Source organism: Paracnuella aquatica, assembly GCF_003332885.2.
In the GTDB taxonomy this organism is placed as follows: domain Bacteria; phylum Bacteroidota; class Bacteroidia; order Chitinophagales; family Chitinophagaceae; genus Flavisolibacter; species Flavisolibacter aquaticus.
The window spans coordinates 683933-709076 of the sequence record NZ_QOWJ01000001.1 but is presented as its reverse complement, the minus strand read 5'-3'; the positions used below and the strand labels follow the sequence as shown (position 1 = coordinate 709076).

At 48.3% G+C, this 25144-nt stretch carries 16 protein-coding genes and 1 tRNA gene; 11 read left to right on the top strand and 6 right to left on the bottom strand.

Features of this window, described 5'->3' with window-relative positions:
- Nucleotides 1-35: 35 nt before the first annotated feature.
- From DRJ53_RS03055 to DRJ53_RS03030, 6 genes are all read left to right on the top strand, one after another.
- Nucleotides 36-1487, top strand: coding sequence for a glycogen synthase (locus DRJ53_RS03055; protein WP_114234086.1), 1452 nt, complete (start codon nucleotides 36-38; stop codon nucleotides 1485-1487).
- Nucleotides 1484-2755, top strand: coding sequence for a glucose-1-phosphate adenylyltransferase (locus tag DRJ53_RS03050; RefSeq protein ID WP_114234085.1), 1272 nt, complete (start codon nucleotides 1484-1486; stop codon nucleotides 2753-2755). Before DRJ53_RS03055 ends, DRJ53_RS03050 begins: the two co-directional genes overlap by 4 nt.
- Before the next feature lie 288 nt (nucleotides 2756-3043).
- Nucleotides 3044-4450 carry an MFS transporter gene (locus DRJ53_RS03045; RefSeq protein WP_206609708.1) on the top strand — a complete coding sequence of 469 codons (1407 nt, stop codon included), beginning with the start codon at nucleotides 3044-3046 and terminating at the stop codon, nucleotides 4448-4450.
- Nucleotides 4447-6315 (top strand): glycoside hydrolase family 13 protein, encoded by a 1869-nt coding sequence (locus DRJ53_RS03040; RefSeq protein ID WP_114234083.1) that lies wholly within the window; start codon nucleotides 4447-4449, stop codon nucleotides 6313-6315. Before DRJ53_RS03045 ends, DRJ53_RS03040 begins: the two co-directional genes overlap by 4 nt.
- A 142-nt stretch (nucleotides 6316-6457) precedes the next feature.
- Nucleotides 6458-7222 (top strand): oxygenase MpaB family protein, encoded by a 765-nt coding sequence (locus DRJ53_RS03035; protein WP_114234082.1) that lies wholly within the window; start codon nucleotides 6458-6460, stop codon nucleotides 7220-7222.
- Between the two features lie 402 nt (nucleotides 7223-7624).
- A complete protein-coding gene (locus DRJ53_RS03030) occupies nucleotides 7625-8449 on the top strand; it encodes a hypothetical protein (protein ID WP_114234081.1) in 825 nt (274 codons plus the stop codon).
- A 165-nt stretch (nucleotides 8450-8614) separates the two neighbouring features.
- On the opposite strand, the gene DRJ53_RS03025 is transcribed toward DRJ53_RS03030, so the two are convergent.
- From DRJ53_RS03025 to DRJ53_RS03015, 3 genes are all read right to left on the bottom strand, one after another.
- Nucleotides 8615-8688 (bottom strand) — tRNA-Arg (locus tag DRJ53_RS03025).
- Nucleotides 8689-8734: 46 nt separating this feature from the next.
- Entirely contained in the window at nucleotides 8735-9928 is a 1194-nt protein-coding gene (locus DRJ53_RS03020) for a Gfo/Idh/MocA family protein (protein ID WP_114234432.1), read from the bottom strand.
- A gap of 63 nt (nucleotides 9929-9991) precedes the next feature.
- Nucleotides 9992-11239 (bottom strand): nucleoside permease, encoded by a 1248-nt coding sequence (locus tag DRJ53_RS03015; RefSeq protein ID WP_114234080.1) that lies wholly within the window; start codon nucleotides 11237-11239, stop codon nucleotides 9992-9994.
- 82 nt (nucleotides 11240-11321) lie between these two features.
- Between DRJ53_RS03015 and hutH the strand changes: the two genes are divergently transcribed.
- The 3 genes from hutH (at nucleotide 11322) to DRJ53_RS03000 (ending at nucleotide 16629) form a co-directional block, all read left to right on the top strand.
- Nucleotides 11322-12881, top strand: a complete 1560-nt coding sequence (hutH, locus tag DRJ53_RS03010; protein ID WP_114234079.1) for a histidine ammonia-lyase — start codon at nucleotides 11322-11324, stop codon at nucleotides 12879-12881.
- A 237-nt stretch (nucleotides 12882-13118) separates the two neighbouring features.
- Nucleotides 13119-15347 (top strand): bifunctional alpha,alpha-trehalose-phosphate synthase (UDP-forming)/trehalose-phosphatase, encoded by a 2229-nt coding sequence (locus DRJ53_RS03005; RefSeq protein ID WP_114234078.1) that lies wholly within the window; start codon nucleotides 13119-13121, stop codon nucleotides 15345-15347.
- 220 nt (nucleotides 15348-15567) lie between these two features.
- Complete coding sequence (locus tag DRJ53_RS03000; protein WP_114234077.1) at nucleotides 15568-16629, top strand: arginase family protein; 1062 nt, start codon at nucleotides 15568-15570, stop codon at nucleotides 16627-16629.
- 301 nt (nucleotides 16630-16930) lie between these two features.
- Here DRJ53_RS03000 and DRJ53_RS02995 read toward each other — a convergent pair whose 3' ends face one another.
- On the bottom strand, nucleotides 16931-18883 hold the full coding sequence (locus DRJ53_RS02995; RefSeq protein WP_114234076.1) for an ABC-F family ATP-binding cassette domain-containing protein: 1953 nt from the start codon (nucleotides 18881-18883) through the stop codon (nucleotides 16931-16933).
- Between the two features lie 158 nt (nucleotides 18884-19041).
- A complete protein-coding gene (locus DRJ53_RS02990) occupies nucleotides 19042-19602 on the bottom strand; it encodes a hypothetical protein (protein WP_123893326.1) in 561 nt (186 codons plus the stop codon).
- A gap of 170 nt (nucleotides 19603-19772) precedes the next feature.
- Here DRJ53_RS02990 and DRJ53_RS02985 point away from each other — a divergent pair, with 170 nt between their 5' ends.
- The gene (locus DRJ53_RS02985; protein WP_162303792.1) at nucleotides 19773-20390 is read left to right on the top strand and encodes a DUF3347 domain-containing protein; all 618 of its coding nucleotides are present in this window, start codon (nucleotides 19773-19775) and stop codon (nucleotides 20388-20390) included.
- Nucleotides 20391-20448: 58 nt separating this feature from the next.
- Nucleotides 20449-22800 (top strand): TonB-dependent receptor, encoded by a 2352-nt coding sequence (locus DRJ53_RS02980; RefSeq protein WP_114234073.1) that lies wholly within the window; start codon nucleotides 20449-20451, stop codon nucleotides 22798-22800.
- A gap of 339 nt (nucleotides 22801-23139) precedes the next feature.
- Here the strand turns inward: DRJ53_RS02980 and pckA are convergent, their stop codons facing one another.
- The gene (gene pckA, locus DRJ53_RS02975) at nucleotides 23140-24750 is read right to left on the bottom strand and encodes a phosphoenolpyruvate carboxykinase (ATP) (RefSeq protein ID WP_114234072.1); all 1611 of its coding nucleotides are present in this window, start codon (nucleotides 24748-24750) and stop codon (nucleotides 23140-23142) included.
- Between the last annotated feature and the right edge of the window lie 394 nt (nucleotides 24751-25144).

The following is a 25144-nucleotide window of genomic DNA, read 5'->3' as shown; positions in this document are numbered from 1 at the left end:
TTAATTATCTTGACTGCCGGTTGAAAGAATAAACTATGGAGATAATTCATGTTTCTGCCGAATGCTACCCGGTAGCAAAGGCAGGCGGGCTCGGAGATGTAGTGGGTGCTTTACCCAAGTATCAAAATTTGCTGGGGCATTCGGCCAAGGTGGTAATGCCCATGTACCGCACCAAGTTTTTATACGATAATGATTGGGAGCTGGTACACGAAGGCGGCCAGTACCTAGGCGGACAATGGTTTCATTACAGCATCATCAGGGAGCAAACCAATAAGCTTGGCTTCGACCTGTACCTTGTTGACATCAACGGCCTGCTCGATCGTGAAAAGGTTTACGGCTATGCCGATGACCTGGAGCGCTTTCTTTCTTTTCAACTTGCCGTATGCGACTGGCTGGTGCAATGGCAGCACCAACCCGACATCATTCATTGCCACGACCACCATACCGGCCTTATTCCATTTTTTATAAAACACACCTACGCCTTTAACCGGCTGGCCGGTGTGCCTTCCATATTTACCATACACAATGCCGAATACCAGGGCTGGATTGGCTGGGACAAAGCCCACCTGCTGCCACATTATGATGATTGGAAGACAGGCATGCTGGAATGGGGCGGCACCATCAACTCGTTGGCATCGGCGGTAAAATGTGCGTGGAAGGTAAATACAGTGAGCCCCTCGTACATGGAAGAACTGCGCTACGGCGCCAATGGCCTCGAAGCACTTTTTGAATATGAGCGTGGCAAATGCACCGGCATCTTAAATGGTATCGACAACGAAGTATGGGACCCGGCTACCGATCCATTGCTTCATAAAAACTTCGATGCGGAAACAGCGAAAGAAGGCAAGCGTAAAAATAAAAAGGAACTCTGCCAGCGTTTTGGCCTCGATCCCGACAAGCCGCTGATTGTATTCATCGGCCGGCTGGTGGGCGAAAAAGCAGCCGACCTTTTGCCCGACGCTATCCGCAATGCTATTTACCAACAGCAAACCGGGGCATGTTATCTTATTTTGGGCTCCGGCGAACCTCAGGTTGAGGTGCGGCTCACTTACCTCCGCGACCAATTTGGCGGCTTTGTCAATACATTTATCGGCTACAACGAAGCGCTGGCGCACCAAATGTATGCTGGGGCCGACTTTTTGCTGATGCCCAGCAGGGTAGAGCCGTGTGGCCTTAACCAACTGTATGCACTGCGCTACGGCACGGTGCCTATGGTGCGGAGCACCGGCGGCCTGCGCGATACTGTAAAAGATTTTGGGGATTGGCAGGGATTTGGTATCCGCTTCGACCAGGCCAGCGTAGACGATATTGTGTATTCGTTGGGGCGTGCACAGGATCTGTATTACAACAAACCCGACTTGTTTGGCTGGATGCGCAGTTATATGATGCAGATCGATCATAGCTGGGAAAGATCCGCCATTACTTATATCAACTTATATGAATCAACCCTTGTTTATCAACCAAATCAACCAAGTACAGACATATGAATAATGAAATTCTGTCCGTGATCCTGGGCGGAGGCGCCGGCACACGATTGTTTCCCCTCACAGCAACACGCTCCAAACCTGCGGTACCCATTGCCGGTAAGTACCGGTTGGTAGACATACCCATTTCCAATTGCCTCAACTCCGAGATCCGGCGGATGTTTGTACTGACCATGTACAACTCGGCCTCGCTCAACCGGCATATTAAAAATACTTATCACTTCAGTGCTTTCTCGTCAGCGTTTGTTGATATCCTGGCTGCGGAGCAAACACCCGATAACCCGGCCTGGTTTCTTGGGACCGCCGATGCGGTTCGCCAGTGCTTGCGCCACATTGAGCCGTTCGATTCCGAATATGTGCTGATCCTTTCCGGCGACCAGCTGTATCAAATTGATTTTGCCGAAATGCTGGCAGCGCACAAAGCTGCCAATGCTGACATCACGCTTGCTACCATTCCCGTGGCCCAAAAAGAAGCTTCGGAGTTTGGTATTTTAAAAACCGAAGACGGCATGGTTACTTCTTTTATAGAAAAACCAAAGACCGGGCTGGAAGAATGGGTAAGCGATACCGGTACCGAAATGCAGTCGAAAGGAAAAGTGTACCTCGCCTCGATGGGCATTTACATTTTCAACCGGCAGTTGCTGTTTGATATGTTGCAGCACGAGAAAAAAGAAGCGGCCGATTTTGGCAAGGAAATCATTCCGCAATCTATTGGCAAATACCGCATCGCATCTTATCAATACGAGGGTTATTGGGAAGACATCGGCAACATTTCTGCGTTTTTTGAAGCCAACCTGGCACTTACGAAGGACCTGCCGGAGTTTAACCTGTTCAGCAGCCAGCATGCGGTGTTTACCCGTCCGCGCCTGCTGCCACCGGCAAAAATCAGCGGCACTACACTCGATCATACGCTGATTGCTGAAGCATCGATCATCAATGCCTCGAAGATCGAATCTTCGGTTATTGGTATCCGTTCCCGCATTGGCTATGGCACTACCATGGTGCATACTTACCTCATGGGTAACGACTTTTTTGAAACCCTCGACCAGATCGAAGAAGCCAAACGCACCGGCACGCCGCTACTGGGTATCGGCAACCGTTGCTACATTGAGCGGGCCATTATCGATAAAGATTGCCGCATTGGAGATGACGTAAAAATCATTGGTGGCAAACACCTGGCCGACGCCGACACGCCGTTGTATACCATTAAAGATGGTATTGTGGTTGTGAAAAAAGGATCCATCCTGCCCAACGGTTTCACCATCGGATAAGAATAGCGCAATTTATATTTCACCGCAAGGTTCGGAGCAAATGCTTTCGGCCTTGCGGTTTTTTATTGTCGGTATAAGGATTTGTACCACCGAGGCACTACCGACAGATTGGTACATGGAGGTTCCCGAAAAAATCTTTGTGCACCTTCCCATCTTCGTGCCTTCGTGGTTCGAAAAAGCCCAGTACTCCGCATGCTAAAACTCATGTCGTAGCAAATTTGTTTTCCCCATATTTGCATTAATGTGTAACAGATACACTATCTTCAAGCCCTCAAAACTACGATTGTCATGCCCGATGTTTCCGCAAAAACAACCCACCCGGTAACGCCGCATCGCCCCCGACTCAGTTTCTCGCAGCTCTGGAATATGAGCTTTGGTTTTTTGGGTATACAGTTTGGTTTTGCCCTGCAAAATGCAAACGTCAGCCGCATTTTTCAAACCCTTGGTGCCGAGATCGATGAGATCGCGTTTTTGTGGATTGCTGCGCCGGTAACGGGTTTGCTGGTGCAACCCATCATCGGTTACCTTAGCGACCGCACCTGGCACCCGTACTGGGGCAGGCGCCGGCCGTTCTTTTTCATCGGTGCCATATTGGCTTCCATTTCTCTTTTTTTAATGCCCAACTCGCCTGTGCTGCTCATGGCCGCGCTGTTGCTTTGGGTGCTCGATGCTTCCATCAATATTTCCATGGAGCCGTTTCGGGCTTTTGTGGGGGATAAATTGTCGGCTTCGCAACGCACCACGGGTTTTGCATTCCAAACTTTTTTCATTGGCATCGGCGCGGTAGTGGCTTCGCTTCTGCCGTATATTTTTACCAACTGGTTTGGCATCAGCAATACTGCGCCGGAAGGCATCATCCCCGACTCGGTTAAATACTCCTTTTATATTGGGGGTGTTGTTTTCCTTGCGGCCGTTATATGGACAGTATTTACCTCCAAAGAATACCCACCTGAGAACATGCAGGAGTTTGAGGCAGAAAAAGCCCGCTCCAGCGGTTTTGGCAAAGGCATAGCTGAAATTGTACAGGGCATTGGCACCATGCCCAAAACCATGGTGCAACTCGCTGTCGTGCAATTTTTTACCTGGGTAGCATTTTTCTCCATGTGGATCTATACCACTGCCGGCGTGGCGCAAAATGCATATGGCACTACCGATACGACCACCAAAGCCTACCAGGACGCAGGTGATTGGGTGGGTGTGATGTTCATGGTGTATAATGGCATTTCCGCAATTTTTGCGTTCCTGTTGCCCATGCTCGCAGCACGCATTGGCCGCAAATACACGCATATGCTGGCCCTCATCATTGGCGGTGTTGGTCTGGTTTCCATTTATTTTATTAAGGATGCCAATATGCTGCTGGTGCCGATGGCTTTTGTCGGACTGGCGTGGGCCTCCACGCTCACCATGCCTTATGCCATGCTGGCCGGTGCATTGCCGCCCAGCAAAATGGGTTTTTACATGGGCGTTTTTAACTTCTTTATCGTTATCCCGCAAATTGTAGCGGCAGGCATCCTGGGTTTTTTTGTAAAAGATGTGTTTGATGGCGCCAGCATTTATGCACTGGTCATCGGCGGTATTTCGATGGTGATTGCGGGCCTGCTCAACGTAATTGTAAAAGAGACAGCCGATGAACCGGCAGCGAAAATAGTAGCAGATGTAATGGATTCGGAACAAAGCCCTAAAACGTATATATGATCAACAAACTGTACCTATTGGTGTTGCTCCTGTGTTTGGCAACCGGTGTTTTTGCGCAGGAAAAAGGCGTGTACCCAACGCATTGGTGGGTAGGCATGAAAAGCCCCAAGCTGCAACTGATGATCCACGAACCCGGCGCCGGCAATTTTACCTACAGCATTGCCTACCCCGGTGTGCGGCTGGAAAAAACGCACAAAGTTGAAAATCCAAACTATGCTTTTCTTGACCTGAATATTCAGCCAGCGGCCAGGCCGGGCAAACTGACCATTAAAATGACCGGCGGCAGCGGCAACCGTTCGCTGAGCTACGAATTGAAAGCAAAGCCGGCAGGCAATGGTACCACATGGGCAAAAGGCGTAACGCAGGCCGATATGGTGTACCTGTTGATGCCCGATCGGTTTGCCAACGGCGATCCGTCGAACGACATTGTTGCCGGTATGCGTGATGGCGCGGCCAACCGCAACAACCCGTTTGACCGCCATGGCGGCGACTTGCAGGGTGTGATCAACAACCTGGATTACCTCAAAGGGCTTGGTGTAACCGCGCTTTGGATGACACCTGTAGTTGAAAACGATATGGCCCGCACCGATGAAGGCGGCGCTTCGCGCAGCACCTATCATGGCTATGCATTTACCAATCATTACCAGGTAGACCGCCGGTTTGGTGGCAATGAAAAATATAAAGAGCTGGGCAGGGAACTAAAGCGCCGCGGCATGAAACTGGTGCAGGATGCGGTGTACAACCACGTGGGCCGCGATCATTTTTTTATCCTTGATATGCCCTCGAAAGATTGGGTGAACCAATGGCCTAAATATCAAAACACGTCGTTCAAAGAACAGCCGCTGATCGATCCCTATCGTTCTGCTGCGGACAGTGCCATTTCGGTGAGCGGTTGGTTTACACCGTTCATGGCCGACCTGAACCAAAACAACCCGCTGGTGGCCAATTTCCTGGTGCAGCATGCCATTTGGAGCACCCAGGAATTCGAGCTGGACGGCTGGCGTGTTGACACCTATTTTTACAGCGATCCAAAATTTTTAAACCGTGTAAATACCGAACTGTTGCGCGAATTTCCAAAGCTCACCGTTTTCGGCGAAACCTGGGTGCAGACCGTGGCCAGTAGCGCCTATTTTACACAAAACACGATGTCGCTGCCATTCAAGCACAATGTTCAGGGCATCACCGATTTCCCCCTGTACTTTGCCATGCTCGATGGTTTGAACCAACCCTTTGGCTGGGCCGAAGGCGTAAACCGTGTGTACGGCACGCTGGTGCAGGACATCATGTACAAAGACCCAACCCGCAATAGCATCCACCTCGACAACCATGACCTGGACCGTTTTTATTCGGTTGTGGGAGAAGACTTTGATAAATATAAAATGGGCATCAACTGGCTGCTGACTTTGCGTGGTATTCCGCAACTGTATTATGGCACCGAAATCCTGATGAAGAATTTCAAAAACCCTTCTGATGCCGAAGTACGGCGTGGCTTTCCGGGCGGCTGGGCTGGCGATAAGGAAAACAAATTTGAGCAGGGCGGCCGCAACAGCCAGGAGCAGGCAGCCTACGAATTTGTTTCGCGGCTGGCCAATTTCCGCAAAGCGTCGCCGGCCGTTACGCGTGGCAAACTGATGCAGTTTGTGCCGGAAGATGGCCTGTATACTTACTTCCGCTACAGTCCTGAACAAACCGTGATGGTGATCAGCCACACCGGTAAAGAAGATAAAACGGTTGCCATGAACCGTTTTGCGGAACGCACCAATGGCTTTACTAAAATGCGCGACGTGCAAAGCGGCGAAGTGCGGCCGCTAGCTGATTTTGTGCTCAAGCCTAAAGAAAGTTTTGTAATGGAGCTATTGAAGTAAAAACTACGGCGGTAATACCAAGCCCGGGGCCCACCGCTCCGGGCTTTTTTTGCCCGTGCATGACGCAGTTTGGGTATCTGGTCATATTGTTTTCATGGCCATAAACTGGCTGTGGTAACTTTAAGCAAAGCAATCCGTGGCCATGCAGGTATTTGTAGCAGAAAATTCGGTGGTTCGAAAAATATGGGGCAAGAGCGATACCGTGCTGTTCATCTTTGCTGGTGCAGCCGCAGAATTTGCGTTGAACAAAGCTGTAGACTGGCTGTATTTTACGGGTAAATTGCCTGCCGATCCGATTGGCCGTCTTTTTTCAACGGTGAAGTATGCCCGAAAAATCATATTCGCGCCGCTGGCTGACGCCAACAAAGCCATCGATACCATGCGGCATATTCATAGTGCCGTAGAAAGTGCCCGTGGCGCAGCCATTCCGGCATGGGCTTACCGCGACGTTTTGTTTATGCTCATACACTATTCCATTGCTGCGTATGAATTGTTGGAGCATCCATTGAGCGACGCGGAAAAGGAGGAAGTCTTCAATGTTTTTTACCGGGTGGGGTTGCGCATGGGGCTAGTGGAATTGCCTGCAAATTATAAGAATTGGCAGCCGGTGCGGCAAGCTCATTTAGTTGAAAACCTGGAACGCAGCAAATACACCGACGATCTTTTTTTACAGTATAAAAAACACTTGGGTGGCATACGTTACCGCATTTTAATTGAAGCACAAAAACTGGTAGTGCCACACAGGGTTGCAGTCCTGCTGCAATTTAACCGCTTTTCACTGCTGGCGCCAGCGGTGCCTATTTACAAGTGGAGCAGGAGCGTGGGGATGGACCGGTTAATTAAAGCTATTGTGTTACCGGCAGCCTACCGGGAACAAATAGCCGAATTGGATGTGGTGAAGGATTGATCGGAAAGCCTGATTGAATTTGTCAAAAATCTCACTAGTAATGCAGTTAAGAAGTCTATCAATCGCTTCATAAGAAATAGACTGCAGCACTTTTCAAAAGCAGCAACCTACCAGGTAATCATATTCGTATTTAATTTATTTTTTTTAGCGATTAAACCTATCGATACAACAGCTTTCTTATACCGAAGGATTTTAAAACGTAATGAACAAAATCCGTCCTTGCCAAAACCATCGGTACTGATACAACTACAATCCGGCAATTAATTGCTTTTTCCTTTTGTAGCTGTTAGGCAGTCGATTTGATATGTGAAATTGTTTGCCTGATCCCTCTTTTTGCGTTTAAAACTCCAACCACCCTTTTCCCGACGTTTCTCTTTTCATTAATACTTTGTACAAATACCCATGGAATCGTCTGTAAAGAAGGAACCGGGTTTGCAAACCCTATCTGCTGCGGCCATCGTTGAAACGGGCCCTACATACCAGTTCACCAATAACACTGCAACAATTTTGTTGGCTCCGCAACGGGTCACCCAGTGGCTTGTTTTATCGACCCTGTTTTTACTGGTTTGTCATGTGTTCATTGTGCACGTTGCCGATGATTTGTTGTACAGAGTAAAAAGCTGGCCACACTATGCCGGCTACCGTGCTTTTTACGATGCTCTGTACCAGCAATTCTCATTAGCACTCGATGGAAACATCCCCACTTACTTCTCGTCGCTATTGCTTGCGATGGCAGCACTGTTACTGTATTTGATTTACAAGCACGAGCAACAAATGAAAACACATTGGCTGCTATTAAGCTTTTTGTTCCTTTTCCTTTCGATCGATGAATCGACACAGTTGCATGAAAATTTTGGCGGGCTAGTGGGCAATAAGGTCAATACGTACATTAAGGAGCCGCCAGCGTTTTTGCAATGGGCATGGATGGTGCCTTACAGTGCTTTGACGCTGGCCGTGGGGCTTTACTATTTAAAGTTTATCTGGAAGCTGCCGGCGAAAACTAAAAAGCTGTTCTTTCTTTCCGGATTTGTATACGTGTTTGCTGCCCTTTTTCTTGAATTTTTCGAATCGCATATCCAAGTGACTTATGGTTCGGGTACCTTGGCTAATGCAATTTTATACCCGGTTGAGGAAGTGTTGGAAATGTTAGGTGTTGTTATTTTTATTTATGCTCTGCTGGATTATATAAAAACACACTACGGCCATTTGCAAATTGAAACTATTTAGGATTTACTCCCAGCTTACAACCATATTGGGATTGGAGAAAGCTTCATGCCTTCTATTTTCAAATGCAGGTTTCGTTTAAGCAGTTCACCACAAAATCTTTTACGAATCATACTAAACGAAGAAGCCCTTGTAAATAATCATTTACAAGGGCCATTTTATTGAAAGTGAACCGGATTGGATTCGAACCAATGACCTACTGCTTAGAAGGCAGTTGCTCTATCCAGCTGAGCTACCGGTCCGGTTTGCAAGGCCGCAAATATAGCCATTCCTTACAAACACGCTATTTTAGTCCAACACTTTCTGTAAAAACTCGCCGGAAACTTTATGTTTCAGGATCAGTTTGCGGGCACCGTAATGCGTCATTTCTTCTTTCACCAGGTAATGATCTGCGTCCCATTCGGTGTACTGGCTTGGTTTGGATAAGCCCTCCTGTCCGCGCCAAACCTCCAGCTGCACGGGCTCCCATAACTTACTCTTGGCCGACCGGTAAGCCGCATCCAGCACGGCATTCACCACGTAGCCATCGTAAAACGTTTCCTTTGGTGCCCGCCCTGCTTCCAGCGCATCGAACATATCCATGAACATATGGTTGTAACCAAGTTCATTCAGTTCGTCGCCCACGGGAAAGAGCCAGCCCGTATTGCTTTCTGCTTTTTCAGCAACGTAATCGGCGCCTTTGCCGGTTGTAAACATTTCCATACCGGTGCGCAAAAAGTTGTTGATCCAGATGGTGCCTTCGGTGCCCATCACTTCGTCGCGCAGGTCGAGGCCGCCGCGGAACGTCCAGCTAACTTCAAACTGTCCAATGGCGCCGTTTTCATATTTTACCAACCCAATGGCGTGGTCTTCGGCCTCGATGGGTTTTACCTGCGTATCGGCCCAGCACATTACTTCCACAGGCTTGATGTCTTTACCAATATAACTGCGTGCAATTTCCACGCAGTGGCAACCAAGGTCGAGGATGCAACCGCCACCTGCCTGCTCCAGGTCCCAAAACCAATCGCTGTGCGGCCCGGGGTGGGTTTCGCGGCTTTTTGCCCACAAAATTCTTCCCAGTGCACCGCTTTGTACCGAGCCCATTGCTTTTAAAAACTTCGGCGTGTACACCAAGTCTTCGAGGTATCCATTAAAAATGCCGGCAGCTTCAACAGCTTCGAGCATGCGTTTGGCTTCGGTAGCGTTGCGGCCCAATGGCTTGGTGGTCATCACTGCTTTTTTGTGTTTGCAGCACAGCATCACCGCAGCTTCGTGCAGGTTGTTGGGCAGCGAAATACATACAATATCCACTTCGGGCCGTGCAATGGCTTCTTCCATTTCCGTGGTCCAGTGGGCCACGCCATAATCTTCTGCAAACTTGCGGGCCGATTCTTCGCGGCGCGAATAAATGGAAACGATTTTGTCGCGGCTGCGGTAACCCTGCAGGGAGTCGGCGTAAAAGCGGCCGATAAAGCCCGAGCCAAGCATGGCAATTTTGATCATATTGAAATGGTGATTTTTAAGTTTTTTAAAATAGCTCATTCATCTTTCCAACAATAAAAGGCATTATTGTTGCATCGGCGGCGGCGCTGCAGCAGGTGCAGGAATAGATTTTTTTTCTTTGAAAAAAAGCACAAAATAAATGAGTACCGCAGCTGCTATAAATGCGGGAATGTACCAGATGCTTTTCCAGTCGTGGCCCTGCTCGCCTGTAAATGAATTGATTTGCGGCAGCGTGTACATGCCGGCGAACCAGCCGGAGAAATAAGTGCCGATAAACATACCAAGCCCGTACGTGGCAAATGTAAAGAGGCCTTGTGCTGCGTTTTTAATTTGCGGCCCTGCCTTTTTCTCGGTGTACATATATCCGGTCACAAAAAAGAAATCGTAGCATATGCCGTGCAGGATGATGCCTGCATACAGCATCCAAAGGTTGCCGCCGGCATCGCCGTAGGCAAAACAAACATACCGCAGTATCCACGCAACCATGCCCAGCAACAGCATGTTTTTAACGCCAATGCGGTTAAACAAAAATGGGATTGCCAGGATAAAAACCCCTTCGGAAACCTGGCCGAGGATCATTTTCGATGCGGCATTTTCCATCCCGGCTTCATTTAAAAACAGGTTGGCAAAACCGTAGTAAAATGAAAGCGGGATACACACCAAAATAGCAGCAATGAAAAAGATCAGGTATGGCCTGTTGCGCAGCAACACAAAGGCTTCGGCACCCAAAGCGCCTGATGCGGATGCATCGGCCGAGCGGCCTTTGGGGGGCGTATTGGGCAGCATAAAAGAAAAAATTCCCAGCAGCACCGATGCGGCCGCAGCCAGGTAAAATGTGGCGTCTGTTTTTTCAATCACCAATGCGCCAATCAGCAAACCCGCAACAATCCATCCAACGGTGCCGAATACCCGAATCCACGGAAACTGGCTGCCCGGATCGGTCATTTGGCTGAACGCCACACTGTTGCTCAGTGCAATGGTGGGCATGTACAACAAGGAATAAAAAAGAATGACCCAGTAAAAAGTGGAAGGATCGGAAACCATGGTGGCGAGATACAACAAAGCAGCACCCACCAGGTGCAACACACCCATGATGCGTTGCGCCGCAAAGTACCGGTCTGCAATCATGCCCACAAAAAAAGGCGAGATGATGGTGGCAATGGCCAGTGCACCATATGCTGCGCCAATCTGGGCATCGGTTGCGCCAAGGTTTACTTTCATATAAGTGCTCATGGTTACGTACCATGCGCCCCATATAAAGTATTGCAGCAACATCATGATAGACAGTGAAATGCCGGTGGATCGTTTCATATGTGCAGTGGTTCTTGCAAAGGAAATTACAAACAAAAACGATATCGCTACAAAGCATTTACTTTGAAGCAACACTTTGATTATGCAAACTTTTGAATACGGAACGGGGCATTTAACCGTGCAAACGGCGGTGGCACTTGCACTGGAAAATGTGAAGGGTACCATCAGCGAAAATGCAGAGCAAACGATTGCGCAAAGTGCCGCAAGGGTAGCCCAAATTGTGGCCGAACAAAAAACGGTGTACGGCATCAACACCGGGTTTGGCGCACTGGCCAACACCAAAATTTCCGACACTGATACGCAGCTGCTGCAACATAAAATTTTACAAAGTCACAGCGTAGGAGTGGGGGCACCGATCTCGATTTTTCTTTCGAAACTCATGCTCATTACCAAGCTGCATGCGCTGGCAAAAGGATATTCCGGTGTGCAACTCCAAACCCTGCAACGGATTCAATGGCATATTGAAAATGATGTGATCCCTGCGGTTCCGGAAAAAGGCAGCGTTGGCGCTTCAGGCGATCTGGCGCCACTGGCGCATCTGTTTCTTCCATTGATTGGTTTGGGCGAGTTGTGGTATGGTGGCAGCCGTTACCCTGCACAGCGGGTGCTGGATATATTTGGGCTGCAGCCGTTACAACTCGGCCCCAAGGAAGGGCTGGCCCTAATCAACGGCACGCAATTTATTTTAGCGCATGCCGTGGCCGGCGTGCAACGCATGCACAACTGCCTCGAAGCTGCCGACATTATTGGCGCCATGAGCCTCGAAGCACTGACCGGCACCAAGGCGCCCTTTGATGAACGCCTGCACCAGCTGCGGCCTTTCTCGGGGGGGCAATTGGTCGCGCAGCGATTGCGCATGCTGCTGCAGGATTCAGACATCATGCAAAGCCATGTGGATTGCGGCCGGGTGCAGGATCCGTATTCCTTGCGCTGCATGCCGCAGGTGCATGGCGCCAGCCGCAACGCATGGCTGCACCTAAAAGAAACGGTGGAAACGGAGCTGAATTCGGTGACCGACAATCCGCTGGTTTTTGCCGATGGCGAAACCCTGAGCGGCGGTAATTTTCATGGCCAACCTTTGGCGCTGCCGCTCGATTATGCTTGCCTTGCCGCTGCCGAACTGGGCAATATTTCCGACCGGCGTTGTTACCTGTTGCTTGAAGGAAAATGGGGTTTGCCCACGCTGCTCATGAACAATGTGGGCATCAACAGTGGCTTTATGATCCCGCAATACACCACAGCCGCGCTGGTCACCGAAAACAAAACCCATTGTTTTCCGGCCTCTGCCGATTCCATTCCGACATCGCTGGGGCAGGAAGACCATGTAAGTATGGGCTCCATCAGTGGCCGCAAACTCAACACCATTCTGGACAACCTCGAATACATCCTCGCTATCGAACTGCTTTCGGCAAGCCAGGCCATTGAATTTCGAAGGCCGTTGAAGAGCAGCAAGTTGTTGGAAGCAGCGCACAGCCTTGTGCGGGAAAAAGTTGCCTTTGCTGCTGAAGACCGCGTTTTTGCATCTGATGTTGCCGAGATCAAGGAGCTCATCGCATCTTTTTCTTTTGTGGCCGAGGTGAATGCCGTAGCAGCACATAGTAATGTCGAACTCAACAAAAACTTTGCAGGGTTTGTTTTATAAATGACCAGTTGCTGCAATTTGTAATGGCTAAATTTTTGTGTCGACCAACTGCAATACAACTATGATGCTGCAGTGGCGACGCTCCGTTCAACGGTGGTGCAAAGACCGTCAAATTGTAATGCCGTAACTTGCAACCGACATCCTTGCCATCACCATCCGGTTTTGTAATTGCCGAACCATGCAGTTCCGGATCCCTGTGGCGCAATTTTTCGAATGTAAAAAGAGGAGATTGAACGCATGAACAGATTGATCATTGTTTCCAACAGGCTTCCTTATTCAATTGAAAGAAACGGCGATGAAGTACAGTTGCGCCAAAGCTCGGGCGGGCTGGTTTCGGCAATAAAAAGTTTTTTTGAAAAGGACGATCCCCAAACGCAGCAGTTCGACGAACGCATTTGGGTAGGCACGTTTGATGCACCGGAAGAAGACTGGTATAAAGTATTGGAGCAGGGCGGCCTGTCCACCACGTTCAACATTGAGCCGGTATTTACCGACAAGGATACGTACGACGAATTTTACAACGGATTTTCTAATTCTACGTTGTGGCCGCTGTTCCATTATTTTCCTTCCATTGTTACTTACGAACGCAGCCAGTTTGATGCATATATGCGCATCAACGCACTGTTTGCACAAAAAATAAAAGAAATATACCGCCCCGGCGATGTGGTGTGGATACACGATTATCAATTGATGGCGCTGCCCGCAATGGTGCGGAAAGCCATACCAGACGTGCAATTGGGCTTTTTCCTGCACATTCCGTTTCCGTCGTACGAAATATTCCGGCTCATGCCAACCGATTGGAAAATGGCTTTGTTGCAAGGCCTGCTCGGCGCCGACCTGATTGGTTTTCACACCCACGATTATGTGCAGCATTTTATCCACTCGGTGAAAATGGCACTCAAGGTCGAGTCGCAATACAACACCATATATTATGGCAACCGCACCATCAAATCGGATCTTTTTCCCATAGGTATTGATTTTGAAAAATTCCGTAAAACAGTAAAAGAAGAAAGTGTTGTAGATCTGTCGAACAAGTTGCAGGAGCGATACGGTTATCGTAAGATTATTTTTTCGGTGGACCGGCTGGATTATACCAAGGGATTAAACTACCGATTGAATGCGTATGAAAGTTTTTTGGAAACCTATCCCGAATGGCAGCAAAAAATCGTGTTTGTTTTTACGGTTGTGCCTTCGCGTGACCTGATTCCAACTTATGTAGAGCGCAAACGCCAGATTGAAGAAAAGGTGAGCACGATCAACGGCCGCTTTTCTACCCTCGACTGGCAACCCATTTTATACCGGTACAACCATATTTCGTTTGAGGAGTTATGTGCGCTGTACCTCACCGCTGACATTGCCCTCATCACGCCGCTTCGCGACGGTATGAACCTGGTGGCAAAAGAATTTGTTGCCTGCTGCGAAGACAAAGGTGTGCTGATCCTGAGCGAACTCACCGGCGCAGCCAGCGAACTGGCCGAGGCGCTGCAGGTAAACCCAACCGACACTACCGAAGTGATGGCAGCCATTCAGCAGGCATTGGCCATGCCGCCACATGAACAGATTGCCCGAATCAAGGGCATGCAGCGCCGATTGTCGGAATACAATGTGCAAACCTGGATACATGACTTTTTAGCGCAATTGCAACAGGCCCGAGAAATGCAAGAGAAAAATCGCATCCGCCTGTTGGATCCACTGGCCATCAACCGGATGTTGGACGATTATGCCAATGCACAAAAGCGGTGCATCATGCTCGACTACGATGGCACACTGGCGCCTATTGTGCGACTGCCTTCGATGGCTGCGCCGGGCGGTGATTTACTCGAAGTATTGAGTGCACTATCTGCTGCGGAAGAAAATGAACTGATCATCATCAGCGGCCGCGACGCGACCACCCTGCAGGAGTGGCTCGGGCATTTGCCGCTAACGTTGGTGGCCGAGCACGGTGCTTGTATCCGCTTTCATGGCGGCGAATGGCAAACGCTTGTTACCCAGCCCGACGATTGGAAGGCGCAGATCAGGCCGATTTTGGAATTATTTGTGAACCGTTGTCCCAATTCTTTTATAGAAGAAAAAAAGAATACGCTTGCATGGCATTACCGCAACACCGATCCCGATTTGGGTTTCAACAGGTCGCGGGAATTGCGCAACAGCCTGCTGCAATTGACTACCAATACGCCGTTGCATGTAGTGGATGGAAATAAAGTAATTGAGGTGCGGTTATTGGGTGTTGACAAAGGATCCACAGCGCTTAATTTGATTAACCAGTTCAAGCCGGAATTTACTTTGTGCATTGGCGATGATACCACCGATGAAGATATGTTCAAGGCGTTGAAAGATGACGCTTATACAATTAAAATTGGACGCGGTAATACAGCGGCCCGTTATTCGATGGGTGCTCAAATGGACGTGCTGCCGCTGCTGCGGCAACTGGTGATGCGGACCCCGAGAAATTCATACCAGCATTAAATGCTTGGTGCTTTTTGCACCATAATTTTGTAGTAAGAAAAACCAAGAAGGAAGATGGATTTCTCACGGAAAATTGGTTGAAAAATATTTTATTTTTCCTGTGATTGGTTAACCTTTTAAGTGCCATTTGGCAATACCTTTAAGCAACAACATGCTCTTGGGCAAACTTCTTGTTCGGGAGCATGCAGGCCATTGTTTGCTTCACTAAAAGGAAATATCCATGAACCTTACACACTTCAATTTTTATAAAAAAGCCGATCTGCAGGCGTTGACACAGGTACGTAAGTTTGAAACCAAACTGGGCGAAACCGTGCAAACGCCGCAGCAGGGTTTAACCCTTCAAAAAGAACTCGATCAAAGCACCGCATCGTACGTCATTTTTGGTATACCGGAAGATATGGGTGTTCAGGCAAATCTAGGTTTGGCGGGATCGAGCCAGGCATGGCCCCTGTTTCTCAAATCTTTTTTAAATGCGCAGAGCAACGACTTTTTGGATGGCGACGAAATTCTGTTGCTGGGTGCATTTGACTTTAAGGCCATGCAAGACCTGATCGATAAAATGGCCTTGAACGAAGAAGAAAAAATCGGAGCTTTTCGCCATGCCGTAAACACCATAGATGCCGAAGTGGAAGGATTGGCAAAGGCCATTGTACAGGCGGGCAAAATCCCGATCGTGATTGGAGGTGGACACAACAACGCGTACCCATTATTGAAAGGCGCGGCAAAAGGTTTACAGCAAGCGGGCAAACTTGATCTGCCGCAATTGAATTGCATTAACCTCGATGCGCATTCAGGCTATGGCCCGGCAGAAGGCAGGCACAGCGATAACCCGTTCCGGTATGCCGAGGACGATGGCTTTTTGCAGAAATATTGTGTGCTTGGATTGCAGGAAACATACCTGCAGCAGAACGTGTGGGTAGATATGGTAAACAATCCATTTATGGATTGCATCACTTTCGAAGACATTTTCGTGCGGGGTAAACGAACCTTTGTGCAGGCTGTTGCCGATGCAATCGGATTTACTGCCGAGGGTTATACCGGGCTGGAATTAGACCTCGACGCCGTACAAGGACTGCTGTGTACCGGCGCATCGCCGGCCGGAATAAGTGCAAGAGAAGCCCGTCAATATGTTACGCTTACTGCGTCATCAGCACAAGCCGCTTACCTGCATATCTGCGAAGGCGCTGCCAACTTTCAGAACGGCGGTGATGGGGCAGTGGGACAATTGATTGCTTGCCTGGTGATTGATTTTATAAAGGCGATTGAGGAGAATGCGGATTAGTGCTACGTGCTAATTACAAAGCACCATTTGTCTTTGGAGGTTGTCATGCCGAACTTGTTTCGGCATCTCCTGCATAACAGATGTTTTAAAAAAGATATACAAATACCACCACACCTAATGAAGTGTCCTTAAGTTAATGGAGATGCCGAAACAAGTTCGGCATGACAACTCCGACAGGACATTGTTTACTCAATTTTAAATAGAATAGGTAAATGGTTGGTTAAATAGTCTTTTTACAAAGTGCTATATATTAAAAAAAGCGCACCTAAAAGTGGATGCGCTTTTCTATTTCTATCAACAACTATTTTGCTTTTTCTTCCAGATCCATCAACTGCTCAAATAGCTGTTCGTATTCTTTCGTCAGGATAGCAATATCGGCTACTGCTTTTTTATAAGTGGCTTCGGCTTGTGCAAAGGTTTGTGCGTTGGCGTAAATATTCGAGTTGCCAAGTGATGCTTCCAACTCTGTTTTTTGCTGGTTCAACTTTGCCAGTGTTTCCTCTGTTTGCTGAAATTTCCGTTGTACCCGCTGCAATTCTTTTTTTGCTTCTTTATCAATGGGCACATTTTTCACCGGCTGCGCCACGGGCCGTGGCGCAGCTGCTCTTACTTCTTTTTTCTCTTCCTTAGCCGGTGCCGCATCGCTTTTACGTGATGCCATGCGTTCTTTCCACGCTACATATTCTTCGTAGCCGCCCTTAAACTCCTTGATTTCGCCATCAACAATTTCCCAGATCTTATTGGCCGCTTTCGATATAAAATAACGGTCGTGGCTCACCAGCAGGAACGAACCTTCGTACCGGTTCAATGCATCTACCAACAATTCGGTAGAATGTATGTCCAGGTGGTTTGTAGGTTCATCGAGCAGCATAAAGTTGGCCTTCGAAATAATAGTTTTGGCCAATGCTACCCTTGCTTTTTCGCCACCGCTCAATACGCGGATTTTCTTTTCTACTTCATCGCCGCCAAACAAAAAACAACCCAACAGGGTACGCAACTCCAGTTCGGTTTTTTTCGAACCGGCGTCTTTCATTTCATCGATAATGGTGTTGTTTACGTTCAGCGATTCCAGTTGGTGCTGCGCATAAAAAGCTGCTTCGACATTATGTCCCCATTTGCGGTTGCCCTGGTGCGGCTCCGTGCCGGCCACAATGCGCAACAGGGTTGATTTACCCTTTCCGTTGGCACCAATCAGCGCAATTTTATCGCCGCGTTCAATTTCGGCGCCGGTGTTGTTCAAGATCTGCAGGTCGCCAAAATTTTTCGATACATCTTTTAGTTCCACCAACACTCGGCCCGGCGTTTTATCCACGGCAAAGTTGATGCGTATGTCCGGTCGCTCAATGGTCACATCTTCAATGCGGTCCAGTTTATCTAATCGCTTCATCACGCTTTGTGCCTGCGCAGCCTTGCTGGCTTTGGCCTTAAAGCGTTCAATAAAACGTTCCTGCTGGCGAATGTATTCCTGTTGGTTTTCAAAAGCACGTTGCTGCAGCTCAACACGCTGCTGTTTTTCTACTTCGTAAAACTCGTAGTTGCCATTGTAAAAATGCAATTCGCGCTGGTACAGCTCCACGATTTTTTTCACCATGCGGTTCATGAAATAGCGGTCGTGACTCACAATCACCACAGCGCCTTTGTAATGCTGCAGGTATTTTTCCAGCCATTCAATGGAAGGTAGATCCAAGTGGTTGGTTGGTTCATCGAGCAGCAACAGGTCGGGTGCCTGCAAGATCATTTTGGCGAGCAGCACCCGCATACGCCAGCCACCGCTGAATTGTTTGTAGGGCTTTTGCAGGTCGGCATTGCTGAAACCAAGACCTTGCAACACTTCTTCGGTTTGGTGCTGCACCGTATAGCCGCCAGCTTCTTCAAACTCGTGAAGTTTTTCGCTGTACAGCATCAATTTCTCATCCGATGAATCGGTTTCCAATTCCTTTGTTATTTGCTCCAGCTCTTTTTCAAGCGCCATGGCTTTGTCAAACGCATGCATGGCCACACCCAGTATCGACTCGTTGGTGTCAAACGAAAGCAGGTCTTGGTGCAGGTAACCAATAGTGGTAAAACGGCCTTTCTCCACCTGGCCGGCGCTGGGCAGGTATTCGCCCACCAGCACTTTTAGCAGGGTCGATTTGCCGGTACCGTTGTAGCCCACCAGCCCGATGCGTTCGCCCGGATGGATATGCCAGGTTGCGTCGCGAACAATGGTACGGGCACCAAATTCAAAGGTCAGATTTTGAAAACCAGCTAACATATGAAAAATTGAAGGCGCAAGTTAAAGAGTTTCCCATTGTGGTGGCGGGTTTGGGGCTGAGTATCGTAAATCTTAACGGATTGTGGCGCCGAACACTATACAATGTCTGGAGCACATTGTTTTCCACCGCCTGCAACGCATTTACCAAAATGGTGCAATTAGTTCAGTGAAATGTAAACGATCCGGTGGCGTTTTTTTGTAAAATATATACCCTTCAGAAGCTGGCGTGCGGCAATGCCGCCAATGGCCGTAGCCGCCGGGGCAATCAATAGTTTCAGGTTTTCTTTTGCGGTGACTGGCTCCCTATTCATCAGGCCGTTAAAAACATTGAGGAAAATATAGCCTCCGCCGCCAATCGCGGCATACCCTGCCAGCCGGCCGTAAAAGCCGCGTTTTCTGGAATACACTTCAATGCGCCCAATGTCTTGGTAGTGCACCCGCTCAATGCGCCGTGCAAAAGTATCCACCATCGTTACACCCAGCGTGGTGGGCACAGCGCGGATGTTGTAGGTATGGATATAAATAGAATCGTTGCGCATCGTTACAATACTGCCCGAGATCGGAGTGCCGTATTTAGTAATAAATGAAATGGTGCTGCCCGCATAAAAAGTTTTGATGGTACGGCCATTTTTTCGGCGTACACTCAGCATATCCGGCATTTGTGCAACAGCGGAAAAAGTAGTGGAAAGAAGCAATAAAAAAAGCAGCAGTCGATGCATCAGGGCTAAAGTACCACCTAGCCCTGTTGTGTAATTGTTAAAGGAAAAGATTATCTGTAGTTAACGGATTCGGTTTAGAAATGTAGCGCTGGGTGATTGATAAAAAAGAAAGCAGTGAAATAGCAGCTATGGCAATGCCTGCGGGTTTAATTTTGCAAAAAGAACAGCACATGAAAAAGATTGCTTTACTGGTTGTATTGGCGCTTATTGGCGTGTTTGCCTGGTACTATTGGGAAACAAAACCCAAGCCCGACCAGGAAGTTAATTTGGTCAAGCCGGTGAAAGCAAGCCAACACAGCGCTGTATTTAATAAATCGGTTGATTCGGTATTACAGGCATACTATGTGCTTTCCGAAACATTGGTGGCCTGGGATTCGGCCAAATTGGCGCCAGCTACCGAGAAATTACAAAAGGAATTGGCAGGCTTGAAATTACAGGAGCTGCAACAAGACTCTGCACTATTTACGTCGGCACTAGCACATTTGAAAACAGTACAAAACCAAACTGCTGCATTTGGCAGTGCCAACGGCCTGGAAGCAAAGCGCCGTACATTTCATGAACTTTCCGGCAACCTGTACAACCTGCTGCATACTGTAAAATACGACGCATCGAAAGTGTACCTGCAGGAGTGCCCGATGGCTTTTAACGATGAAGAAACAGGCAACTGGATCAGCCAGACCGCCGATATCCGCAACCCGTATCTTGGATTGCATCACCCGCGGTATAAAAGCGGTATGCTGCAATGCGGCGAGGTAAAGGATTCGCTGGTTTTCGACCAGGTGCAGTAACCTATTTGGGGTTTGCATTGTTGTACCGTATACAAAATCCCTAATTTTCCAGCAACGGATGAAATATATCTGCAGCCTGATTGTATTACTGGCAATGCTTTCCGCCACAGCACAAAAGAAATACACCATCAGCGGCTATGTTCGCGACAGCGCCACCGGCGAATCGGTGATTGGTGCCACTATTTCGGTAGCGGGCAGCAGCATGTCGGTGGGCAGCAATCAGTATGGTTTTTACTCGCTTACCCTCGACTCGGGTGCCTATTCATTGTCCCTTTCACATGTAGGCTACCTGGCGCAGGGCAACGAAGTGCAGCTCAATCAAAATCTAACGCTCAACTGGACATTGCTTTCTAAGTCGTCGGCATTGGCCGAAGTGCATGTGTTTAGCCGCAGGCGCGACCAAAATGTGCGCAATGCGCAAATGGGCCGCATTGACCTTTCGATAAATCAAATAAAAAATATTCCGGCCTTCATGGGCGAAGTGGATATTTTGAAAACATTGCAACTAATGCCCGGCGTTCGCAATGCAGGGGAGGGCAATGCCGGTTTTTATGTGCGGGGCGGTGGCGCCGATCAAAACCTGATCATGCTCGATGACGCCGTGGTGTACAATACCGGCCACCTGTTTGGATTTTTTTCCATTTTTAATTCTGATGCAATAAAAAATACGTCGCTCATTAAGGGCGGCATGCCGGCACAATATGGCGGCCGCCTTTCGTCGGTGCTCGACATTACGATGAAGGACGGCAACAACCAAAAGTTTGAAGGCGAAGGTGGCATTGGCGCTATTGCTTCCCGGCTTTCGTTGCAAGGGCCACTGGTGAAGAACAAGGCGTCATTTATCGTATCGGCAAGGCGCACTTATGTCGATGCATTGATCAAGCCGTTTGTAAAAAAGACCAGTGATTTTTATGGCTCCGGCTATTACTTCTATGACCTCAATGCAAAAGTGAATTACCGTTTTTCGGAAAAAGACCGCTTGTACCTGAGTGGGTATTTTGGCCGCGATGTATTTGACTTCAACAACCAACGGCGTTCGTTTGGTGCCAACATTCCGTGGGGCAACAGCACGGCTACGTTACGTTGGAACCATGTGTTCAATCAAAAACTTTTTGCCAACGCCACGCTGGTGTACAATGATTATAAATTCAAGTTTGCCGCCAACCAGGATAATTTTTCTGTGTCGCTAGCTTCAGGCATCAGGGATGGCAGTGCAAAAGTTGATTTTGATTATTACCCCGCACCAAAGCACAAGATCAAGTTTGGCGCCGTGGCCACTTACCACCGGTTTACGCCCAACGTAGTAAGCGGCCGCCAAGATTCGGTGGCGTTTGCGCCCAGTAATGAAGGAAACAAGTTTGCGCTGGAAAACGGCGTGTACATCCAGGACGACTGGGACATCAGCGACCGGCTGAAACTCAATGCCGGTGTACGTTGGACAGGATTTACACAGCTAGGCCCATACACCCGCTATACCCGCGACATTAACCGGAACAAATTGGATAGCATTGTGTATGGAAGCGGCGACAAGATCAAGGAATACAATGGGCTGGAGCCGCGGGCTACGCTGCGCTACACTATTGATGATGCTTCATCGCTTAAAGCAGGCATCAACCGAAATTTTCAATTTATACATTTAGTCAGCAACTCAGGCTCAACGCTGCCCACCGACCTTTGGGTGCCCAGTACATTTATTGTAAAACCGCAAATTGGCTGGCAATATGCGTTGGGTTATTTCCGTAACCTGCGCAACAATATGTTTGAAACCTCGGTGGAGGTGTATTACAAAAACATGCAGAACCAGATTGAGTACCGCGAAGGGTACACGCCTGGTTTACAGGATCCGGAGGAAGAATTTGTTTTTGGTAAAGGCTGGAGCTATGGTGCCGAGTTTTTGGTAAACAAAGTGCAGGGCAAATTGACCGGGTGGATCGGCTACACGCTTTCCTGGACCTGGCGCCGTTTCCCCGATTTGAATGAAGGCAATAAATACCCGGCGCGTTACGACCGGCGCCACGACCTATCTGCAGTGGCAACCTATGAACTAAGCCCCAAATGGCGTTTTGGGTCTGTGTTTGTATTTGGCTCGGGCAATGCGGCATCGCTGCCTGAGCGCTTTTATATTGTAGAAGGTGTACTAACGCAGGAGTATAGCCGAATTAACCAGTACCGCATGCCTTCGTATCACCGCATAGACCTTTCAGCCACATACACGCCACAGGCAAAAAAGAAACGCCGTTATGAAGGCAGTTGGGTATTTAGCATCTACAATGTATACAGCCGCCAAAATCCTTATTTCATCTATTTCGACCAAACCGGAAGCCCGCTGGAAGGCACCTTAAAAGTGGAAGCCAGGCAGGTGTCTATTTTCCCGATCATACCGGCGGTGACGTATAATTTTAAATTTTAGAGCAGAAAATCAAGCCTTGCTTTAGTGGTCATTCTGAATTGAAAGCGTAGAAAAAATTACTGGTTTGTGCCGCTTCCGTTTTCATCTTTCACCGGCTTGCGACCGAAATAAGTTTTTGAATTTGAGTAATGTCATGCCGAACTTGTTTCGGCATCTCCTCCTAATGTTTGGAAAATATTGATAAGGGAAGGGGATGCCGAAACGAGTTCGGCATGACATTACTGCGGAATGAAATGGTTTATTGATCTCGATTTGCGAAAGCCTGAAAATAAAAACCGGCCCTGGTGGGCCGGTCTGTTGAAAAACAAAGCAATCGTTAGCCAAAAATTTATAATAGCATCAGGTAGTGCGTACCAGTTGGGTGCGGAATACACCTCTCCTGGAAGTTGTTGCTGCTTGTTTTGTTTTTTGCATTTGCTGCTCAAACGCTGCATGCAATTTTTGCGCAGCTGCATCATAAGCAGCGCCATCTTCCCAAGCATTGCGCGGGTTCAGTATGCTTGCCGGCACACCGGGACAAGAATTAGGAATGCGCAATCCAAAAACGGGTTCCGTTTCATAGATCATGTGCTCCAGCACGCCATCAAGCGCCGCCTTAATTAAGGCACGGGTATATGCCAGCTTGATGCGGCTTCCGGTGCCATAGGAGCCACCAGTCCAGCCGGTATTCACCAGCCATACATTCACCGCATTGTCGCGAATTTTCTCTTTCAGCATTTTACCATACACTTGCGGATGCAGCGGCAAAAACGGTGCGCCGAAGCAGGCACTGAATGTACTTTTCGGCTCAGTAATGCCGGTTTCGGTGCCGGCTACTTTTGCGGTATAACCCGCCAGGAAATGATACATCGCCTGCTCGGACGTAAGGCGGCTGATGGGCGGCAATACCCCGGTAGCATCACAGGTGAGGAAAAATATATTTTCGGGAATGCCGGCTACCGAGGGTATCACAGCGCCTTCTATATAGGAAAGGGGATAGGATACCCGTGTGTTCTCGGTAACGGTGCTGTCGTCAAAATTGATTTGCTGTGTCCCAGAAAAAAACGAAGTGTTCTCAACAAGGGCACCGGGTCGGATGGCCCCAAAAATCTGCGGTTCCTTTTCAGCGCTGAGGCCAATGCATTTGGCATAACATCCGCCTTCGAAATTGAAAATGCCTTCATCGCTCCAGCCATGTTCATCGTCACCCACTAGTCGCCGGTCCGGGTCTGCACTCAGCGTGGTTTTGCCGGTACCACTCAATCCAAAAAATAAGGCAACATCTCCTTTTTTACCAACATTCGCGGAACAGTGCATGGGCAATACCTGCTCCATGGGCAGAAGGTAATTGAGCACGGTAAACATACCTTTTTTAATCTCGCCGGTATAACCGGTGCCGCCAATAAGAATATGTTTTTTTGCAAAATCAATGACCACAAACTGTGGAGCGTTGGTGCCGACTACTTCGGGTTCGGCCAGGAAACCCGGCGCATGAAAAATATACCATTCGGGTTCAAACGTTTCCAGTTCAGGGCCTTTGGCTGCAATAAACATATTGCCGGCAAAAAGACTGGCCCAAGGCTTTTCGGAAACAAGGCGAAGCGGCAGTGAATAATTGGGATCGGCACAGGCAAATGAATCGCGAACCCAAAGCTGCCGTTCGGAAAGATAGCGCATCATCTTGCGCTGCAGTTCTTCGGCGCATGTTGGCGAAATAGGTTTGTGAAAATCATTCCAGTGTACGAATTCATCGCTCATATCATCCTGCACCACGTACTTGTCTTTGGGCGATCTGCCGGTGAATTTTCCGGTGTTGATGACAAGTGTTCCGTTTTGGTCCAGAGAACCTTCTCCGATTTCAAGGGTTTGGCGGGTTAACGATCCCGAATCGCATTGGTAGTGTAACAAGGGCTTACGTATACCCTGGCACCACAACTGTTGGTTAAGTGAAGCAAGCAATCGTTGAAACATTTATGGCAATTTAGTTTGAAGCTACGAAAAAACAAAAATGACACCAAATAGGCATCATTTTAATAAAATTATTTTTCGTTGCTACCATTTCGTGTCAAAAGAACACTTTTTAGCAAAATCACAGTTGCATAAATATTGTATTGTCTAGTCTGTCCAGCACATGTTTTTATCTAAAAAAAGAATGGATTCATTTTACGTTATTCAAAAAGCGTCTAACCAGGAGCGTTATATTTCATTGGCATAAAAAATTCAGTTCAGCAGCGATTCTATCGGTTTTTTAAAAATTTTTAGTTCCGTTTTTGAAGCGCAGCAATAATTGATAGTCATTGCACCAACGAAAAAGGGATGCATTACGCATCCCTTTTCTGTAATTCAATTCGAGTTTTAAACATTG

Excerpts from the sequence above, each read along its gene's own strand:
- pckA (WP_114234072.1), bottom strand. The coding sequence starts at position 24,750 with ATGTTTCAACGATTGCTTGCTTCACTTAACCAACAGTTGTGGTGCCAG.
- DRJ53_RS03055 (WP_114234086.1), top strand. The coding sequence starts at position 36 with ATGGAGATAATTCATGTTTCTGCCGAATGCTACCCGGTAGCAAAGGCA.
- DRJ53_RS03045 (WP_206609708.1), top strand. The coding sequence starts at position 3,044 with ATGCCCGATGTTTCCGCAAAAACAACCCACCCGGTAACGCCGCATCGC.
- DRJ53_RS03005 (WP_114234078.1), top strand. The coding sequence starts at position 13,119 with ATGAACAGATTGATCATTGTTTCCAACAGGCTTCCTTATTCAATTGAA.
- DRJ53_RS02995 (WP_114234076.1), bottom strand. The coding sequence starts at position 18,883 with ATGTTAGCTGGTTTTCAAAATCTGACCTTTGAATTTGGTGCCCGTACC.
- hutH (WP_114234079.1), top strand. The coding sequence starts at position 11,322 with ATGCAAACTTTTGAATACGGAACGGGGCATTTAACCGTGCAAACGGCG.
- DRJ53_RS03015 (WP_114234080.1), bottom strand. The coding sequence starts at position 11,239 with ATGAAACGATCCACCGGCATTTCACTGTCTATCATGATGTTGCTGCAA.
- DRJ53_RS02990 (WP_123893326.1), bottom strand. The coding sequence starts at position 19,602 with ATGCATCGACTGCTGCTTTTTTTATTGCTTCTTTCCACTACTTTTTCC.
- DRJ53_RS03030 (WP_114234081.1), top strand. The coding sequence starts at position 7,625 with ATGGAATCGTCTGTAAAGAAGGAACCGGGTTTGCAAACCCTATCTGCT.
- DRJ53_RS02985 (WP_162303792.1), top strand. The coding sequence starts at position 19,773 with ATGAAAAAGATTGCTTTACTGGTTGTATTGGCGCTTATTGGCGTGTTT.
- DRJ53_RS03020 (WP_114234432.1), bottom strand. The coding sequence starts at position 9,928 with ATGATCAAAATTGCCATGCTTGGCTCGGGCTTTATCGGCCGCTTTTAC.
- DRJ53_RS03035 (WP_114234082.1), top strand. The coding sequence starts at position 6,458 with ATGCAGGTATTTGTAGCAGAAAATTCGGTGGTTCGAAAAATATGGGGC.
- DRJ53_RS02980 (WP_114234073.1), top strand. The coding sequence starts at position 20,449 with ATGAAATATATCTGCAGCCTGATTGTATTACTGGCAATGCTTTCCGCC.
- DRJ53_RS03040 (WP_114234083.1), top strand. The coding sequence starts at position 4,447 with ATGATCAACAAACTGTACCTATTGGTGTTGCTCCTGTGTTTGGCAACC.
- DRJ53_RS03000 (WP_114234077.1), top strand. The coding sequence starts at position 15,568 with ATGAACCTTACACACTTCAATTTTTATAAAAAAGCCGATCTGCAGGCG.
- DRJ53_RS03050 (WP_114234085.1), top strand. The coding sequence starts at position 1,484 with ATGAATAATGAAATTCTGTCCGTGATCCTGGGCGGAGGCGCCGGCACA.